The sequence below is a fragment of the Arachnia propionica genome, from assembly GCF_003932785.1.
GTDB classification, from domain to species: domain Bacteria; phylum Actinomycetota; class Actinomycetes; order Propionibacteriales; family Propionibacteriaceae; genus Arachnia; species Arachnia propionica_B.
Genome location: NZ_RQYT01000024.1, coordinates 26,691 through 44,334, shown reverse-complemented (window position 1 = coordinate 44,334; position 17,644 = coordinate 26,691). Strand labels below are relative to the sequence as shown.

General features: G+C 67.5%; 11 protein-coding genes. 3 read left to right on the top strand and 8 right to left on the bottom strand.

Going from position 1 to position 17,644, the window contains the following annotated elements:
• The 4 genes from EII35_RS10145 to EII35_RS10130 all read right to left on the bottom strand — a co-directional run.
• Positions 1-1,976, bottom strand: a 1,976-nt coding sequence (locus EII35_RS10145) for an Ig-like domain-containing protein (RefSeq protein ID WP_148098940.1), incomplete at its 3' end; no start/stop codon positions are given.
• A 295-nt stretch (positions 1,977-2,271) separates the two neighbouring features.
• Positions 2,272-4,734 (bottom strand): FGGY-family carbohydrate kinase, encoded by a 2,463-nt coding sequence (locus EII35_RS15945; protein WP_185744271.1) that lies wholly within the window; start codon positions 4,732-4,734, stop codon positions 2,272-2,274.
• Positions 4,727-5,890 carry an L-rhamnose isomerase gene (gene rhaI / locus EII35_RS10135; protein ID WP_125228352.1) on the bottom strand — a complete coding sequence of 388 codons (1,164 nt, stop codon included), beginning with the start codon at positions 5,888-5,890 and terminating at the stop codon, positions 4,727-4,729. Before rhaI ends, EII35_RS15945 begins: the two co-directional genes overlap by 8 nt.
• A gap of 104 nt (positions 5,891-5,994) precedes the next feature.
• Complete coding sequence (locus EII35_RS10130; RefSeq protein WP_260465091.1) at positions 5,995-7,026, bottom strand: LacI family DNA-binding transcriptional regulator; 1,032 nt, start codon at positions 7,024-7,026, stop codon at positions 5,995-5,997.
• A 416-nt stretch (positions 7,027-7,442) separates the two neighbouring features.
• Between EII35_RS10130 and EII35_RS10125 the strand changes: the two genes are divergently transcribed.
• The gene (locus EII35_RS10125) at positions 7,443-9,161 is read left to right on the top strand and encodes a glycoside hydrolase family 3 N-terminal domain-containing protein (protein WP_185744270.1); all 1,719 of its coding nucleotides are present in this window, start codon (positions 7,443-7,445) and stop codon (positions 9,159-9,161) included.
• A gap of 155 nt (positions 9,162-9,316) precedes the next feature.
• On the opposite strand, the gene EII35_RS10120 is transcribed toward EII35_RS10125, so the two are convergent.
• The 4 genes from EII35_RS10120 to EII35_RS10105 are packed head-to-tail and all read right to left on the bottom strand — an operon-like array spanning position 9,317 to position 14,293.
• Positions 9,317-10,219, bottom strand: a complete 903-nt coding sequence (locus EII35_RS10120) for a metallophosphoesterase (RefSeq protein WP_260465090.1) — start codon at positions 10,217-10,219, stop codon at positions 9,317-9,319.
• Positions 10,216-12,615: a transglycosylase domain-containing protein gene (locus tag EII35_RS10115; protein WP_260465089.1), complete on the bottom strand. Its 2,400-nt coding sequence runs from the start codon at positions 12,613-12,615 to the stop codon at positions 10,216-10,218. Before EII35_RS10115 ends, EII35_RS10120 begins: the two co-directional genes overlap by 4 nt.
• Positions 12,612-12,767, bottom strand: coding sequence for a methionine/alanine import family NSS transporter small subunit (locus tag EII35_RS10110; RefSeq protein WP_125228350.1), 156 nt, complete (start codon positions 12,765-12,767; stop codon positions 12,612-12,614). The genes EII35_RS10115 and EII35_RS10110 overlap by 4 nt, the downstream gene beginning before the upstream one ends.
• The gene (locus EII35_RS10105) at positions 12,764-14,293 is read right to left on the bottom strand and encodes a sodium-dependent transporter (protein ID WP_125228349.1); all 1,530 of its coding nucleotides are present in this window, start codon (positions 14,291-14,293) and stop codon (positions 12,764-12,766) included. Before EII35_RS10105 ends, EII35_RS10110 begins: the two co-directional genes overlap by 4 nt.
• A gap of 227 nt (positions 14,294-14,520) precedes the next feature.
• On the opposite strand from EII35_RS10105, the gene EII35_RS10100 reads away from it, so the two are divergent.
• The gene (locus EII35_RS10100; RefSeq protein WP_260465088.1) at positions 14,521-16,368 is read left to right on the top strand and encodes a polysaccharide biosynthesis protein; all 1,848 of its coding nucleotides are present in this window, start codon (positions 14,521-14,523) and stop codon (positions 16,366-16,368) included.
• Complete coding sequence (locus EII35_RS10095; protein WP_125228347.1) at positions 16,286-17,587, top strand: glycosyltransferase family 4 protein; 1,302 nt, start codon at positions 16,286-16,288, stop codon at positions 17,585-17,587. The genes EII35_RS10100 and EII35_RS10095 overlap by 83 nt, the downstream gene beginning before the upstream one ends.
• Positions 17,588-17,644 lie beyond the last annotated feature (57 nt).

Sequence of the window (17,644 nt, the reverse complement as noted above, 5' to 3'; positions counted from 1 at the left end):
ACGCCCGGGGTCACGGTCGGGGAGACCGGGACGACGAGCTGGGCGCAGACGGGCTTGGGCTCGCGCTTCTCGAACTGGGCGATCTTCTTCTCGTCGTTCCAGGTCCAGCCAGCGGTGAGCTTGTCCTTGTCGATGACGTAGCCGTCCTTGGCGGTGGCGGTGGCGGTGAAGACCACCTCGTCGCCGTCAACTGCCCAGCTGGCCGAGTAGGTGATGCCCTCGGTGGTGGCGGCGGTGATGGTCGGGTCGGTCGGCTCGACCTCGCCGGGGGTGCACTGGCCGACCTGGAAGGTCGGATCCACGGGGATCACCTTGGTGGCCTCACACACCGGCTGCTCGATCTGGCCGGTGAAGGTGGCGGTGCCGTCCGGGTTCATCGCCCATCCGGCGGGCAGCTGAGCGGCGTCGATCGCCTTGCCGGCCTCTGCGGTCGCGGTCAGGGTCACGTCGACGATGTTGGTCCCGGGGCGGGGGGTCAGCTGCGGCTGCGAGTAGGTGATGCCCTCGGTGGGGGCGACCTCGACGGTCGGGTTGCTCGGGGTGAGCGATCCCGGGGTGCAGGTACCCGGGTTGAGGGCCGGCGCCGCCAGGACGACCTTCGGCGGCTCGGGGGCGGGCTGGACCGGGTTGGTGAGGGTCACCTCCACGGTCTTGGTGCCCTGGGCGGTCACGGTGGCCGAGGTGGAGGCGCCCCCACCGTCGTTGACACCCTCGCCGGAGAAGACCGGATCGCCGAAGGTGTTGCCGGGAACCGTGGGGACCCCTTCCTTGAAGGTGACCACGACGCCGTTGCTGATGTTGCGCAGCAGCACGGGGGTGCCGTCGGCCTTCAGCGACAGGGTGCCGGTGACCGGCTGGCCCGCGCGCTCGAAGGAGAACTCGACGGGGAAGATCGTGTCCGCGGGGACGGTGTTGGCGCCGTCGAGCCGCTTCACCAGCCGGATGTGGCCGGCTGCGTCACCGCTGCCGGTGCCGCCTCCGGCGGCCTCCTTCGTGGCGGTCTGCGTGACGACCTGGCCGTTGACGGTGGCGGTGTTCTCGAACTCGCTGCCGTTGACCACGGTGCCATCGACCTTGAGGTCGATGTGCAGGGTGTAGATCTTGTCCTCCTGGATCTGGAAGGGAGCCCCGACCGTGACGTTGATCGTGTCCTTGGCGTCATCGAAGGCGACGTTCACACCCTCGGTGGCCGCTCCCTCCTTGCTCCACAGCTCGGTGCGGCACTCATCGCTGTAGAGGTTGTTCCAACACTTCGGGGTGTTCGGAATCTTGTAGAACCATGCGCCCTCGAGGGTGAAGTTGGTGCCCGGGGTGGCGTAGGGGTCCGAGATGCTGAGCTGGCTCTTGTCGGCCAGGGCCTTGCCCGGGACGATGACCCGCCAGGTGAGCGTGTCGTCGTCGATGAAGTACCCCATCTTCATGAGTTCCTGCGGGGTGAAGGGGTCGTAGCCGATGCCCTGGGCGCCGTTGGGCAGCGGCACCTCCTTCGGGGTGTTGCCGTTGACCGTGAAGGTCAGGTTGGCCTCGTTGTACTCCTGGTGGGCCCGGGAGGTGAACCACAGCCGGCCGCCCACGTTGTCCTTGTTCTCGGCCTCGGCGCTCAGGGTGCACTCGATGTCGGTCTTGGTCACCTGACAGGTGCCGTAGACCGGGGCGTCCTGCCCCTCCGGGGTCAGGTTGAAGGAGCCGACCTTGCCCTCGAGGGCGTTGACGGGCAGCCCCAGGGTGAAGGTGTCACCGGCCCTGCCGGTCTGGTTGGGGATCGACCAGGCGGCCTCGACACGCACGGTGTCGTTGACGTTGATGTTCTGGCCGGGTCGGGTCTCATTGCTGATGGTGATGCTGTCAGCGTTGATGGCCTCCACCTGAGCCGCATGGGCCGGTGAGGCTTGTAGATTGGCGCTCACGCCAATCACCGCGGCGAGGAGTGCATAGAGCGCACGCCTCCCGACGGTGTGAACTGTGGGTTTCTTCATTTTACCCCCGTGTTCGAAGGGACATGGATCTCAGTGAAAGATATCTCTCCGACCCCGCCAACGTCTAGCCGAATGGATGACGAACGTGCAGCTGTGGTCCCTTCGGCTCTCCGTGGCCAGGGCGGGAGCGGGAAGTGTGCGGAACCAATCGGCTTTGACAAGGATCTTTGATCCGTTTCGGTCGCTCGGGTACCCGTGTTTCCTCCCGCGGCAACCGGTCGCTGCGAGTTGCACACTTCATGACGTCGCGTCCGGGGCTGCCCTCAACGTTGGGAGCGTGGCGACGCGTTCGGCATCATTCTTCGGCGATTTTCTGTCGATAGGCCTCGGCCTCCCAGTTCTCGATGAAAGTTCGTTCTCTTTCGTCCAGGGTTCTCACTCCGCCCAGAATGGATGCGGAACGTGCGACCGTGAGTGAATCCAGGAAAACCTCAAGGGTCGTTCCTGCCTGTTTGCTGCTGTTCCCGACGGCCGCGACCCCCGCCCCCGGGATGACCGCGACCTTCGGTGAGTGGCCATGGGTCTGCTCGTGGTGACGGATCGCCGCGGCCATGTCGTCCTCGGGACGCACCACCATTGCGAAGGAGCCGGAGTAGACGATCTGGTCCGGGATGAGGGGGCCCTGGCTGATGAAGGCCTGTCCGGCCGGGGTGAGGGGGAAGTCCGCCGCGATGGAGGAGGCGTCGATCGCCACGGCCCGGGCCTTCAGGGCGGCGGCGAAACGGCGCGCCACCTCCGTGATCCCGGAGCGGCTGGTGACCGCTGCCTGGATCACCTCCACCACCCGCAGACTGGCCGCTCGGATCTCAGCCGGGTCCTCCCCGGAGACGATGAGACCGTGGTTCATGAGGAAGGTCACCCTGGGTGGCTGCTGACCGGTGGCCTCCGTGTACTCGCGACGCCGTCGAGCGATCTCACGCGCCAGCGGCAGCCCCGGATCCACGTAGTCGACCCACAGGACCTCGTCACCGAAGAGTGAACGCGTCAATTCCTCACCACGGATGTTGCAGGTCACGGCGTTGACGAGCAGGGGATGGGTGTGCAGGACGTAGGTGTCCTCGATGAGGGCATGGAAGAGGATCTCCACCGACGGGCGACGCGGGCCGTCGTCGAGGCGGGCCAGCTGGGCCAGGTGGTTGACGGGGTCGCCCAGCGACGGGTCGGGGTCGGGCGCGTCGAGGGCGTCGACGAGGACCTTGACGTCGAGCGGGACCAGGTCGTCGGCCGTCATCGTGGCCATCGACACCCCGCTCGGCTTGATCCACAGCACCCCGTCGCGCTTGGCCGACGAGTTGCCGCCGCCCGCCCGGGTGAACGCCGGGTCGGCGCCGAACTCGTTGGACAGCGCGGTGATGGCGGCGAGCTCCGCCGCGGGGCCGGGGCGATGGGTGCGGATGTCGGTCGAGTTCGTCACGATCCTCCTCAGATCCTCCAGGGTTCCCTCGATGAGTCCCACGGCGCGCGCCTGGATGAGGGCATTGCCGATGGCCGTGGCCTCCATGGGCCCGGCGGTGACCTCGAGGCCGGTCCGGTCGGCGGCGAGCTGGCTGAGCAGCGTGTTCGCGGACCCGCCGCCCACGACGACGAGGCGTTGCGGACGCCTGCCGGTGAGGGTCGCCAGCTCGTCGACGGTGCGGGCGTAGGCCAGGGCCAACGACTCCAACACCGAGCGGGTGAATACGGCGGGATCGGTCATGCGGGGGTCATTCCGGGTCAGTTCCCTCACCCGGGCCGGCATGTCCCCGGGCGCGATGAGGCCGGGGTCGGTGGCGTCGAAGACGGGGGCCTGCGTGACTGCCCTGGCCTGCTCCACGAGCTCCGGTACCGTCCCGGTTCCCCAGGCGCGGATCGACTCGGAGAGGATCCACATGCCGTTGATGTTCTTGAGGAACCGGGTGGTGCCGTCGACCCCGCCCTCGTTGGTGAAGTTCGCGGCCCGCGCCTCCGGGGTGAGGACGGGGGCGGGTAGCTCCTGCCCCAGCAGCGACCACGTGCCCGACGACAGGTAGACGTCGTCGGCATGCTGCAGCGGCGCGCCGACGACGGCCGACGCGGTGTCGTGGGTGCCGACCGCGACGAGGGGGATCCCGGCCGCGGGGCCGTGGGTGATGGTGCCGATGACCGTGCCCGGCTCCACCAGCTCGGGGAAGATGTGGCGGGGCAGCCGGAGATGGTCGATGAGCGGCCAGTCCCACTGCCGGGTGCGCGGGTCGAGCAGCGCCGTCGTCGACGCGTTCGTCACCTCCGCCACCGCCCGGCCCGTCAGCAGGAAGGCCAGCAGGTCTGGGAGCAGCAGCAGCTGCTCCGCCCCCTCCAGCCGACCGCGGTCCAGGTCGTCGACCAGCTGGTTGATGGTGTTGAACGGCAGGTCCTGGATGCCGGTGCGGGAGTACAGGTCCGCCGGGTCGATGAGGTGGCGCACCCGCTCCCGCGCGCGGACGCAACGCTCGTCGCGGTAGTTGAAGGGGTCGTCGAGGAGCCTGCCCTGCCGCAGCAGACCGTAGTCGACGGCCCATGAGTCGATCCCGACCGCCGCCACGCCGTCAGGGGCCGCCGCCATCGCCCGGACGAACCCGTCCTGCACCTCGGCGAGGAGACGCTCGACGTCGAGGCGCAGCCCGTCGGGGCGCTGCTCGGCGGCGGTGTCGAACCGGTGCACCTCCTCCAGCTCGATGCGCTCACCGACGCGGGCCAGGATCACCCGGCCGCTCGTCGCGCCGAGGTCGACGGCGATGACGCAGGCCATGGGGTCACGCACCCCAGCCGGCCTGGGTGCCGCCGAGGCGTTCCTCGGCGATGCGGGCCAGGTAGCCGCTGTCGGCGAAGGCGCGCATCGGGTCGGCCGGGAGGCCGCGTTCCTCGCGCCAGGCGGCCAGCGCCGGACGCACGTCGGTGTAGAAGGCGTCCATGAGGATGCCGTGGGCGCCGAGGACATCCCCCGCCTGCTGCGCGTCCGCCAGGGCGGCGGCGTCGACGAGCAGGGCGCGGGCGGTCATCTCCTGCACGTTGAGCACGGAGCGGATCTGGCCGGGGATCTTGTCCTCGATGTTGTGACACTGGTCCAGCATGAACACCACGCCCGAGGCGGGGTCGAAGCCACCGCCCCGACGCACCTCCCAGAGGATCCGGAAGAGCTGGAACGGGTCCGCGGCACCGACGATGAGGTCGTCGTCGGCGTAGAAGCGGGAGTTGAAGTCGAAGGAGCCGAGTCGGCCGAGCCGCAGCAGCTGCGCGACGATGAACTCGATGTTGGTGCCGGGGGCGTGGTGACCGGTGTCGAGGCAGACGACGCCGCGGTCGCCGAGGGCCAGCACCTGGGTGAGTGCGGTGCCCCAGTCGGGGACGTCGGTGTGGTAGAAGGACGGCTCGAAGAACTTGTACTCCAGCACGAGACGCTGCTCGGGGCCGAGGTGGGAGTAGATCTCCGCCAGCGACTCGGCCAGCCAGTCCTGACGACGACGGATGTCGCCCTGGCCCGGGTAGTTGGTGCCGTCGGCGAGCCACACCTTGAGGTCACGGCTGCCGGTGGCGTTCATGACCTCGATGCACTCGAGGTGGTGCTCGATGGCCTTGCGGCGGGTGCCGGGGTCGTGGTGGGCGAGGCTGCCGAAGCGGTAGGCGTCGTCCTGGAAGGTGTTGGAGTTGATGGTGCCGATGCCGACCCCCTGGGAGGCGGCGTACTCGCTCAGCCCTGCCCAGTCGTCGACCTTGTCCCACGGGTAGTGGAGGGCCACCTTGGGGGCCAGGCCGGTGTATCGGTGGACCTGGGCGGCGTCGGCGATCTTCTCCTCGACGCTGCGAGGGGTGCCGGGGGTGGTGAAGACGCGGAACCGGGTGCCGGAGTTGCCGTAGGCCCACGATGGGACCTCGATCTCCTGGGCGGCGAGGATCGCGCGGGTGGGGTCGTCGAACATGGCGCCTCCTTGCGTCGGGGTGGGGCTGGGGAAGAGGTGCCCCAGATCCGGAATGAATCGTTTCAATCCTGGTGGGTAGAGCCTACTCCCGGGGCCGACGGGGGTCAATCGGTGGCGGGGATTCCGGAGGAGGCCCGCACGACCAGGTGCGGGTCGAGGACGACCTGACGGTGAGTGTGCTCCCGGCCCTCGTTGCGATCCTCGATCTCCTGCAGCAGCAGGTCGGCGGCCCGGATACCGAGGTCGCGGCGCGGCTGCGCCACCGACGACAGTGGCACCGCCGCTGCAGCGGCGAACTCGATGTCGTCGTAGCCGACGAGCGCGATGTCGTCGGGAACCCGCAGCCCGTGGGCGACGCAGCCCTGCAACATCCCGATGGCCACGAGGTCGTTGGCGCAGAGGACGCCGGTGGGTCGGGAGGCCGGGTCCATGGCCGCGATCCGATCCGCGGCCTCACGACCGGAGGGGAAGTCGAGGGTGGGGGTGGGCACCTCGATGACCTCGACGCCGCCGTTGCGGCAGGCCCGCTGCAGCCCCGTGAGTCGCTGGGTCACCTGGGGCAACTCGGCGGGACCCCCGACGAAGGCGATCCGACGGTGACCGGTCTCGACGAGGTGCTCGCCCGCGAGGTGGCCGCCCGCGATGTCGTCGACCCCGATGGTGCAGCAGTCCTCCCCGCCGATCCGGTCCACGAGCACCGTCGGCACCCCGGCGTCGGTGAGGGCGGCGACCTCGGGGGGCAGGGCGCCGATGGGGCCGAGGATGACCCCGGAGAGGCGCTGGCCGAGGAAGGAGCGCAGCAGATGGGCCTCCCGGGCCAGCCGGTTGTCGGCGTCGCCGATGGTGGCGGTGTACCCGGCCTCCTCGAATCGGGCCTGGGCCCCGCGCAGCAGATCGGCGAAGAACGGGTTGGCGACGTCCATGACGGCGATGCCGACGGTGCGGGAGCGTCCCGACCTCAGGGCGCGGGCCTGCGGATTCGGCACCCACCCGAGTTCGGCGATGGCCTCCTCGACGCGTTGCCGGGTCTTGGGCTGCACCCGGTCGGGGTGGTTGACGACGTGGGAGACGGTCCCCACCGAGACCTGCGCGTGGAGCGCGACGTCACGCATGCTGAGACGAGCCTGCCGCTTCACCGAGATCCTCCCTCCTCTCTCCAGCCTCAACCTTATCCGTCAGCGGGCACGGTCAGCCACGAACCGGTGTCCTCGCTGTGGCGGGCGACCCGTACCATCGCCCCGCCCGGCTGGGTCAGGAGGCCGATGCTCTGCGTGGCGTCCTCGAAGGAGGGTTGGTGGTCGGGGTTGGTGAAGCGGAAGAGGGGTGGCCATTCCGTCCCGGGATGGCGGGGTCCCCGTTGGGGGAGTGTGAAAGCCCTTCTCGATCAGGAGATGAACACGCTGAATGAGCGTTTTGTCCGGCAGGTGTCCACCGAAAGGTTAGTTTTCTTTTCAAATATCTTGGGGACGTGAAGGATCGAGGAGTCAGTATCTCTGGGGGGGATCCGGAGGTCTGTTCCATGCAGGCCCAACGACCAACGAAGGAGTGGATCATGTCCCGACTCTCACGACGGGCGCTGCTCGGCAGCGGCGCTGGAGCACTTGCCGCAGCCGCCATCGCCTGGCCCAGCCGCGCCAACGCCTACGTCGAGCCCTATGAACAGCTGGTGAACTCGCTCAGCCTGGACCAGAAGATCCGTCAGCTCTTCCTCCAGCCCGTCCACGGGCGCAGCGCCCGGTCCGCCGATTCCCGGAACACGAAGCTCTACGGGGAGGCCACCCCTGCCGGGGTGCTGCGTCGACACCGTTTCGGTGGTGTCATCCTCAGGCCAGATGCGGGACAGTTCACCAGCACCCGCGCCGTCCTCAACTTCACCAATGATCTGCAGCGCGCGGCGCAGGCGCGAGGCGGCGTCCCCCTCCAGGTGGTCTGGGAGGGACATCTGAGCGGTCTGGTCGATGCGGGGATCCCCGTCACCGAGTTCCCCGAACCGATGGCCCTCGGTGCCCACGAGGGGTTGCGCTTCCAGGGATGGGGGCTCAACGACACCCAGCCCAAGGAGGCCCTCAACCTGGGAATCAACACCTGGTTCGGGGTCAGGGCTGACGTCTCCTCCAACCCGAACAATCCGGTGCTCGGCACCCAGGTCTACGGCGGTACCCCGGAGCTCGTCACCGCCCGGGCCCGCGTCGATGAGGGTGGGGCAAGCCGTGGCGCGGTCCAACTTGCCGCGGTGCGCATGTTCCCCGGAGCGGGGGACGTCACCGTCGGGGACAACGGTCTGCCGACCTCGGAGCGCACCCGTGAGGAATGGGACGCCCGGGAGGGGGCGGTGTTCAAGGCGCTGGCCTCAGGCGTGGAGATCATCCAGGTCGGGCACATCGTCGCTGTGGGGCTGGATCCCTCCGGCACCCCCGCGTCGCTCAGCCGGACCATCATCGGTGACATCCTGCGGGGCCAGCTGCAGTTCTCCGGAGTCGTCGTCACCGATTCCCTCGCGGATCCCGCACTGCGCGCCCTCCACGGCGACGGCGAGCTGGCGGTGCGGGCGCTGGAGGCCGGGGCGGATCAGCTCCATGACTCGGCGGACCCGGTCGCGGCGATCGAGGCGATCCATGCGGCGATCCGCGACGGTCGGCTCAGCGCCGATGACATCCATGTCAAGGTCAAGCGGATCCTGCGGGCCAAGCGGTACCTGCCGACGGCGGACTTCCTGCCCGATGCCTGGGGCCTGCGAGGGATCAACGACGACACCTCGCGGCGCGTCGCCGAGGCGGCGGCCCGCGGCGGTGTCACCGTCGTGCACAACGACGGGGTCCTGCCCCTCAGCCAGGCGGGGGCCGTCGTCGTCGGTCATCATGAGAGGCTCGGCAAGGAGTTGACCGCTCAGCTGGGCGGTGGTTCGGACTTCGTCCCGGTCGGTGTGGACCCGAGCCAGCAGCAGATCGACGCTGCGGTCCAGGCCGCTGGTCGGGCAGCGGTCGTCGTCGTGCTCACCGACGGTGTGACCGCTCATCCGGCGCAGAAGCAGCTGGTCGAGGCCCTGGTGGGCGCGGGGCGGAAGGTTGTCGCGGTGGCGGTCGGCCTGCCGCAGGATGTCGGGCTGCTCGATGCGGCCGCGAAGGTCGCGACCTACACCTCGCGCCCGGTGGTCGCCAAGGGGCTGGCCGAGGTCCTCACGGGGGCCTTCGCGCCGAAGGGCAAGCTGCCGGTCGTCGTGCCGACGGCTGACGGTGGGGAACTCCCCATCAGCACCGGCCTCACCTGGTGAGATCGTTGCCCCCGTTGGTCGCTGGATGGGTTCGCCTGTCTTGATGTCGGTTCGCCTGCCATTTCTGCGGTTCGCCTGTCTCTTTTGGCAGGCGAACCGGCATTGGGCAGGCGTTTCCGACCCAAGGCAGGCGAACCCGACAAGTGGGCGGTAGGTCAGGCCGGGACCAGGGTCAGCAGGGTGACCTCCGGCGGGCACGCGAAACGGTACGGCGCGAACGGGGAGGTCCCCAGGCCCGCCGAGACGTGCAGCCATGACCTTCCGGTGGCCGTGTGGTGCTCCGACAGGCCCTTCGCGCGGCGACGGTCGATGTCGCAGTTCGTGGTCAGGGCGCCGTAACCCGGGACGCAGACCTGGCCGCCGTGGGTGTGGCCCGCGAGGATCAGGTCCACCCCGTCGTCGGTCATCGCGTCGAGGATCCTCCTGTACGGGGCGTGCGTGACACCCAGGCTGAGATCGACGCCGTCGGCTGCGGGACCCGCCACCTCGGAGTAGTCGTCCAGGTCGTGGTGGGCGTCGCTCGTGCCCCGAAGCTCGATCCGGTGGCCCTTCACCTCGACGACGGCCCGCCGCTCGTTGAGGTCGCGCCAGCTGCCGCTGCGGGTGAACGCCGCCCGCAGCTGGTCGATGGCCAACCGTGCGGGAGGCTCCGCGCTCGGGGTCGAACGCCCGTTGAGGACGTAGCGCAGCGGCGACTTGAACTCCGGGACGTGGAAGTCGTTGCTGCCGAAGACGAAACCACCCGGCACGTCCTGCAACCTGCCCAGTGCGGACATCAGCGGCAGGATCGCGGCATCACTGGAGATGTTGTCCCCCGTCGTGATGATCAGATCCGGTTCCAGATCCGCCAGGGCGCGCAGGAAGTTCAGCTTCAACTCCTGGGAGGGCAGCAGGTGCAGGTCCGAGATGTGCAGCACCCGCAGCGGCTCACCATCGGTCGGCAGCACCGGCGCGGTGACGCGCCGCACCCGGAACATCGTCGCCTCCGCCAGCCCCCACGCGAAGCAGGCGGCGCCGACCGCGGCCACAGCGGCGGTCAGCCGGGCAACCCGCCTCACTCATCCTCCTGCGGCGGCGGGTCGGTGCCGGGCTGCTCGGGCTGCGGTGGCGGAGTGGTCCCCTCGCCCACGACCGTCGGCTGCTCCGGCGGTTTCGCGCCCCTCGAGAACACCAGGAACACCGTCGAGCCCCGCGCGGCCTCCTTGCTGGGGGAGGTCCTGCCCAGGTAGTGGCCGTTGGGCGCGGCATCGAAGGTGTAGCTCTTGGCCGTGATGAAGCCGGCATCCTCCAGGGCGATCTTCGCCTGCTCGTAGCTCATGCCACTCACATTCGGGATCGGCACCTTCTCGCCCTCGAGCACTTTGTCCGTGGGCCGGGTGAAGGACCCGGACTCGATGTTTGCCAAGGCGGTGGTCATCGCCTTTTTCCAGATCGTGCCTGCGTCCTTACCGCCGGAACCCTGGAGTTGGACGCCAGCGCCGGTGACCAGTTTGTCGATGCTCTGGTTGCGTCCCTCCCAGTACTCGGCGCTGGTGTCCACCGCGACGTAGGCCACCCCGGCCATGTTCGGGGTGTACCCGGCGAAGAACACGGCCTTGGCGCTGTCGGTGGTACCGGTCTTTCCCGCCTGGTCGGCGACGCCGTGCAGCCGCGCGATGGAGCCCGTGCCCCCACCCTGCATGACGGACTGCAACACGTGGTTGACGCCGTCCGCGACCTCGGGCCTGAGGACCTCCTGGCAGTTCGCGGAGGGCACGTCGATGGGGGAGCCGTCCCGCGCCGTGACGCTTTGCAGGATGATCGGGTCACAGTGGACCCCCCGGTTGGCGAAGGTCGCGTAGGCCTCCGCCATCGAGAGTGGGGTGATGTCCGAGGTGCCGAGCACCCACGACGGGAAACTTGCCTCGGAGCGCATGTCCTGACCCGAGGCCAGCTTCACCCCCAGCCGCTGAGCCATGTCGATGGAGTTGCAGATCCCCACCGCGGCCTCCAGCTGGATGAAATAGGTGTTGACGGACTTCGCGGTGGCCTTGACCATGTCGATCGGGCCCCAGCCCTTGTCGTAGTTCTTCGGCTTCCAGTTGGCATCCGTCCACGTGAACGAGCCGTTGCAGTCCTTGAAGCGCATCCTCATCCCCGCCACGTCGAGCCGTTCGGGGGAGTCGTAGATCGTTTTTCCGGGGGACATGCCCTGGTCCAGTGCCGCCGCCACGACGAAGGGCTTGAAGGTGGACCCCGCCTGGAATCCCTCGATGCCGCCCATGTCCGTCTCCACGTTGACGTTGTAGAAGGTCTGGCCAGCCTCGTTGCCCAGCTTCGTGCGGCTCTGCGCCATCGCCACGATGAGCCCCGTCGACGGCTGGATGAGCACCGTGCCACCCCACACCGGGTCGGTGGGGGCGACAACCGCCGCCACCGCCGCCTCCGCGTCGGCCTGCGCCTTCGGGTCGATGAGGGTCTGGATGGTCAGGCCCCCACGGAACAACAGGTTCTTGCGATCCTCAGGGGTCGACCCCAACGTGGGCATCTTGTCCGAGATGAGGGTGCGGTAGACGTAGTCGCACAGCACCGGGAACGGGGAGGCCACACAGCCGTTGGGGGTGCGCTGGATCTTGCTCGGGTCGAAGACCACCTCCGAGGCGGCCTGGGCCTCCTCCTTGGTGATGATGTTGAGCTGCGCCATCCGGTTCAGCACGTGGTTGCGGCGCTCCATCGCCTTCTCCGGGTACTTCGCCGGGTTGTAGGCGTTCGGGTTCTGCACGATCCCCGCCAGCATCGCCGCCTGGTCCAGGGTCAGCTCCGCTGCCGTCGTTCCCCAGTAGTGATGGGCTGCCGCCTCAACCCCGTAGGCCTGATCGCCGTAGTAGGCGATGTTGAGGTAGCCCTCGAGGATCTCGTCCTTGGTCTTCTTCTTCTCGATGGCCATGGCGTAACGCATCTCGCGGATCTTCCGCTCGATGGTGGGGGCCTGGGCGGCCTGCACCCCTTCCTGGTCGCCGCGGGCCTTCGCCGCGTCGACCTGTACCAGCTTCACGTACTGCTGGGTGAGGGTCGAGGCGCCCTGGCTGTCACCGAACAGGTTCTTGAACACCGCGCGCCCCAGACCCTGGACGTCGATGGCACCGTGCTCGTAGAAGCGGTGGTCCTCGATGGCGATCTGTGCCTTCTTCATGATGTCGGCGATCTCCGCCAGTGGCTTGTAGACGCGGTTGTCGTCGTAGAACTTCGCGAGCTCCGACCCATCAGCCATGAGGACGCGGGAACGCTCCGCCTGCGGCGGGGTCTCCAGCTCGGCCGGGAGGTACTGGATGGAGTCCGAGGCGAGCTTCGTGCTGGCTGCCAACAGCGCTGCCCCCGGCACGGCCAGACCCGACAGCAGCAGTCCACAGAGGACACTCACTGCCAGGAACATCCCGAACGAGTACAGCTGGCGGCTGAGGGCGGGTCGTTTCATGACCCCGATTCTACGTGACTCCCGGACTGGGTCCCCGGGTCGTCGATCGCGGACAGATCGGGGCGGCGGAGCAGGTTGACAAGGGCAGCCACCAAGCCGCCCCACAGCGTCGCCATCGCGACGATCATCATCACCACGGCAGGCATGCTCATGCCGTCACCTCGTGTTCGTTGTCGGTCTCGTCGAAATCAGTGGCCACGCCCCGTCGCCACGGCAGCGCAGCGAGGATCACGGCGACGACCACCAGCCCGATCGACATGCCCCAGCCGTAGGCGCCGAGCAGCTCCAAGGGATAGCCCTCGTAGGGCGACTGGATCTTCGCGATGATGTCGCTGACCAGCATGTAGCCGAGAACCAGCGGCGCGACACCGCCCACCATCACGAGCCAGAACCGGCCCGTCGGGAAGCTGGAGAACCGGTCCAGGTGACGACGCAGGGTCGGCAGCTTCCGCACGATCCACGCCACCGCGACGATGCAGGAGAACGCCCCGGCGAGGATGCCGAACTTGTTGACGAACTCGTCGGTGATGTCCAGGAAGTACAGCCCCGTCGTCGTGGCCAGCAGCCCGATCGAGACCGTCGCCATCGGAATCCCGACGACGAGGGTGGCCTTCGCCTTGGGGATGTTCATCTTGTCCCGGACGGCGGCGACGATCACCTCGACGATGCTCAGCATGGACGTGATGCCCGCGATGGTGAGGGAGCCGAAGAACAGCGTCCCCATGAGGGAGCCGAGCGGGGCCTGGGAGATGATCGTCGGGAAGGCGACGAAGGCGAGGGTGAGCCCCTGCCCCGCGACCTCGTCGACGGTGCTTCCCGCCTGGAAGGCCATGAAGCCGAGGGCGGCGAAGACGCCGATCCCGGCAAGCAGCTCGAACCCGCAGTTGGAGAACCCGACGACGAGGCCGGAGCCGGTCAGGTCCGTGCGGCGCTTCAGGTAGGAGGCGTAGGTCACCATGATCCCGAAGCCCAACGACAGGGAGAAGAAGATCTGCCCGAAAGCGGCGGCCCAGACCCCGGGATTGCCGAGCTGTCCCCAGTCGGGGGTGAACAGGGCGTTGAGGCCTTCGGCGGCGCCCGGCAGGAACAGGGCCTGGCCGACGAGGATGAGGAACATCACCACGAGCAGCGGCATGAACACGAGGTTCGCCAGTGCCAGCCCCTTGTTGACGCCGAGCGCGATCGTCGCCAGCACGACGAGCCACACGAGCAGCATTGGGATGAGCAGGGAGGGCACGAAGTCCAGGCCGACGCCGGGGGCCTCGGCCACCTGCAGGAACTCGCCGAAGAGGAATCCTTTCGGGTCGTCGCCCCACGCCCGGTTGATGCTGAACAGGGTGTACATCCCGGCCCATGCGACGACGGCGGCGTAGTAGATGGCGATCATCACGCACACCATCACCTGCCACCAGCCGAGGGTTTCCGTCCACCGACCGAGGCGCCGCAGCGCGAGTGGTGCCGAGCCGCGGTAGCGGTGCCCGATGGCGTAGTCGAAGAACAGCAGCGGGATGCCCGCCGCGAGCAGCGCGACGAGGTAGGGGATGATGAACGCCCCGCCGCCGTTCTTGAACGCGACGTAGGGGAAACGCCAGATGTTGCCGAGCCCGACCGCCGATCCGATGGCGGCGAGGATGAAGAAGCTGCGGGTCGAGAAGATCTCCTGGTGCGGTTTGGCCATGTTTGTTCCCCTCAGAGCGTCTGAAGGCAGGCTAGCGCTGAGGTTGGTGGCGTGGATCGTCGTCCCGCTACGCAGACAGGTGTTGTGTGAACGCGGGTTGACGGGTCAGCGTTACGGCATGGTCACCGCCCCGGGTGTTCGGGAGAGGTTCCTGCTCAGGGCTACAATCCTGAGGGGAGTTGAACCGCTCCACGAACCACGATGCATTCACCTAAGGAGCGTGGCTGGTGTCCAGGAAGCGAGCAGGTCTGCTGCGAGTCGGACTCGCCCTGTGGGATGGGGCCAGTTGGGCCTTCGCGGCGCTGGCGCTGGTGCTGGCGCGTTACAACCTCAATCTGGCGCTGCCTGAGGCGCGCTTTGTCGTGACCTACGCGGTCACGGCGATTGGGCTTCAATTGCTGGTGGGAGTCGTCACGAAGCTCTACCGCGGTCGACACAGCATCGCTTCGTTCGAGGAGTCCGCGCTGCTGGCCTTCGTGAGTCTCGGGATCGGCCTGGTGCTCGGGGTCTCCTCCGCCTTCTGGGCGCCGATTGGGTATCCACGGGTGGTGACCTTCACGGTCCCGTTGGCTGCTCTCATCCTCATGGCGGCGGGTCGGTTCTTGTTCCGTGCGGTCACCCGTTCCACGCACCGGGAGGGGGCTGAACCCATCCTGGTTTACGGGGCGGGTAACGCCGGGCAGCAGCTGGCGCGGCTGCTGTCCTACGATCCGGACGCTCCGTACGAGATCGTCGGTTTCTTCGACGACGACCCCTCCAAGAGAAACCTGCACCTTTCCGGAGCGAGGGTGCTCGGGGATCGGACCCGGGTGAGGGCCGTGGCTGCCGAGAAGGGTGTGCGCAAGCTCATCGTGGCGATTCCAACCGCTGATCGACAACTCATGCGTGACATCTCCGCGATCGCCGACGAAGTGGGGCTCGAGACCCTCGTGATGCCCCCCACGAAGGAGCTCGTGGCTGGGCGGGTCGGGCTGGGGGATCTGCACCAACTCAACGTGACGGACCTCCTTGGGCGCGCGCAGATCGAGACCAATCTCACTGAGATCGCCAGCTACCTGTCCGGCCGCGTCGTTCTGGTCACCGGCGCTGGAGGGTCCATTGGTTCCGAACTGGCCCGGCAGGTGCACCGGTTCGGCCCCAAGGAACTCGTCATGTTGGATCGCGACGAGTCAGGACTGCACAGTACCCAGCTTACGATCTACAACCAAGGCCTCTTGGACACCCCGAACATGGTGTTGTGCGACATCCGGGACGTCGAGGCCTTGGACAAGGTGTTCGCAAACCACCGGCCGGATGTCGTCTTCCACGCTGCCGCGCTGAAGCACCTGCCGATGTTGGAGCAGTACCCCCTGGAGGGATGGAAGACCAATACACTCGGTACCCTCAACGTGTTGCATGCCGCGGAAAAGTATGGAGTTGAGAGATTCGTCAACGTCTCAACGGACAAGGCCGCCGATGCCACCAGCGTTCTCGGCAAGACGAAACGCCTCGCTGAGGAACTGACTGCACACTTCGCCCGCCGGACCGGCCGGACCTGGTTGTCGGTGCGGTTCGGCAACGTCCTGGGGTCGAGGGGGTCGATGCTGCACACCTTTACCCGGCAGATCGAGCAGGGGGGTCCCATCACCGTCACGCACCCGGACATCACTCGGTACTTCATGACTATTCCGGAGGCCTGTGAGCTGACGATCCAGGCCGGCGCGATCGGGGAGCCTGCTGACGTCCTGGTACTGGATATGGGGGAGCCGGTGAGGATCTTGGATGTCGCCAACGATCTGATCAAACGTTCCGGTAAGGACATCAAGATCATCTTCACGGGGTTGCGGCCCAACGAGAAGATGCACGAGGTGCTCTTCAGCGGGGATGAGAAGTACACCCCGACGAGCCACGCACTCATCAGCCGGGTCAGCGTGCCTGCCCTCGACCCGGACCTGCTTGCCACCGTGGACGGTTCTGATCCGGAGACCCTTACCCGCCTCACAAACCAACGGGATGCTGCGGAGGCAGCGCGTCGTGCTGTGGAACAGTCGCAGGAGGGTCTGGAGGGGATCACCTTGGAACGCCCGGAGGAGTGAGATGCGAGTCCTCTACATCGACCATTACGCGGGTTCGCCCAGTGCAGGCATGGAATATCGTCCCCACGCCATGGCCACGGAGTGGCGGAGACTCGGCGTCGAGACCGTTCTGCTCGCGGGAACCTTCAGTCACCTGAGGAAGGTCAACTTTCCTGATGTCCGTCCGGGCGCACCCGTGGACGTGGACGGCGTCGAGTTTCGCTTCATCCGAACCCGGGCCTACGACGGCAACGGCCTTGGGCGTGTGCTGAGCATGATCGATTTCGTCTCCAAGGGCTGGGTCGCTGCGCGTACCATTGCGCGTGAACTGCGTCCGGACGCTGTGATTGCGTCCTCCACGTATCCGTTTGACACATGGATGGCCCAACGGATTGCGCGATGTGCGGGGGCCCGGTTGGTGCACGAGATCCATGACCTGTGGCCGCTGACCCCCATCGAGTTGGGGGGGCATTCGCCGAGGCATCCGCTCATGTGGGCCATGGCGCGTGCTGAGCGGTCGGCGTACCGGCGCAGCAATGCCATCGTCTCCATCCTGCCCAATGCCGAGCCTCACGTGCGTTCACTGGGCATCTCAACTCCGGTCATCCCCATCCCGAACGGGATCGAGAGCGACGGTCCCCACGAGCCCGCGCCGCCATCCTTCGCTGCCCTTGTGCAGGAGGCTAGGGCGGGAGGACAGAGCGTGATCGGCTACGCGGGCGGTTTCACCAACGCCAACGCGATGGATGACTTCGTTGAAGCGATGGGCCTTCTCAGGGAGGAACCCATCACCGCCGTGCTGCTGGGGGACGGGATCTACCGCCAGCAACTCGAGGCCCGGGCGCAGCAACTCGGTGCGAGGATCGTGTTCGCCGGCACTGTCCGTAAGCCGGAGGTGCATGAGTGTCTTCGGCTCTGCGACGCGCTCTACATCGGGTCGAAGCGTAGCAGGCTCTACGAGTTCGGGGTCTCCGCCAACAAGATCTTTGACTACATGGCCACGGGCGTTCCGATCATCAATGCGTTCGCTTCGGACCACTCGCCGCTCGTCTACGCAGGCTGCGCCATCCGAGCCGAGGGTGAGGACCCCGCGGATATCGCGCGCGCCATCAGGGAGGCGGCAGCGTTGCCCTTGGAGGAGCGACGTCAGCGCGGGGAGCTGGCCCAGGAGTGGGTACGCTCGCACCACTCGATGTCGGTGCTTGCGAGACAGTTCCTTGATGTGCTTCAAGCAGGCTGATCCTATTCGTGGTGGTAACGTGAGGGGATGCGTTCCGGTGCCCGTCGGCCAAGAAGG

Coding starts and splice junctions, on each gene's coding strand:
- EII35_RS10110 (WP_125228350.1), bottom strand. CDS start 12,767: ATGAGCATGCCTGCCGTGGTGATGATGATCGTCGCGATGGCGACGCTG.
- EII35_RS10115 (WP_260465089.1), bottom strand. CDS start 12,615: ATGAAACGACCCGCCCTCAGCCGCCAGCTGTACTCGTTCGGGATGTTC.
- EII35_RS10125 (WP_185744270.1), top strand. CDS start 7,443: ATGTCCCGACTCTCACGACGGGCGCTGCTCGGCAGCGGCGCTGGAGCA.
- EII35_RS10095 (WP_125228347.1), top strand. CDS start 16,286: ATGCTGCGGAGGCAGCGCGTCGTGCTGTGGAACAGTCGCAGGAGGGTC.
- EII35_RS10105 (WP_125228349.1), bottom strand. CDS start 14,293: ATGGCCAAACCGCACCAGGAGATCTTCTCGACCCGCAGCTTCTTCATC.
- rhaI (WP_125228352.1), bottom strand. CDS start 5,890: ATGTTCGACGACCCCACCCGCGCGATCCTCGCCGCCCAGGAGATCGAG.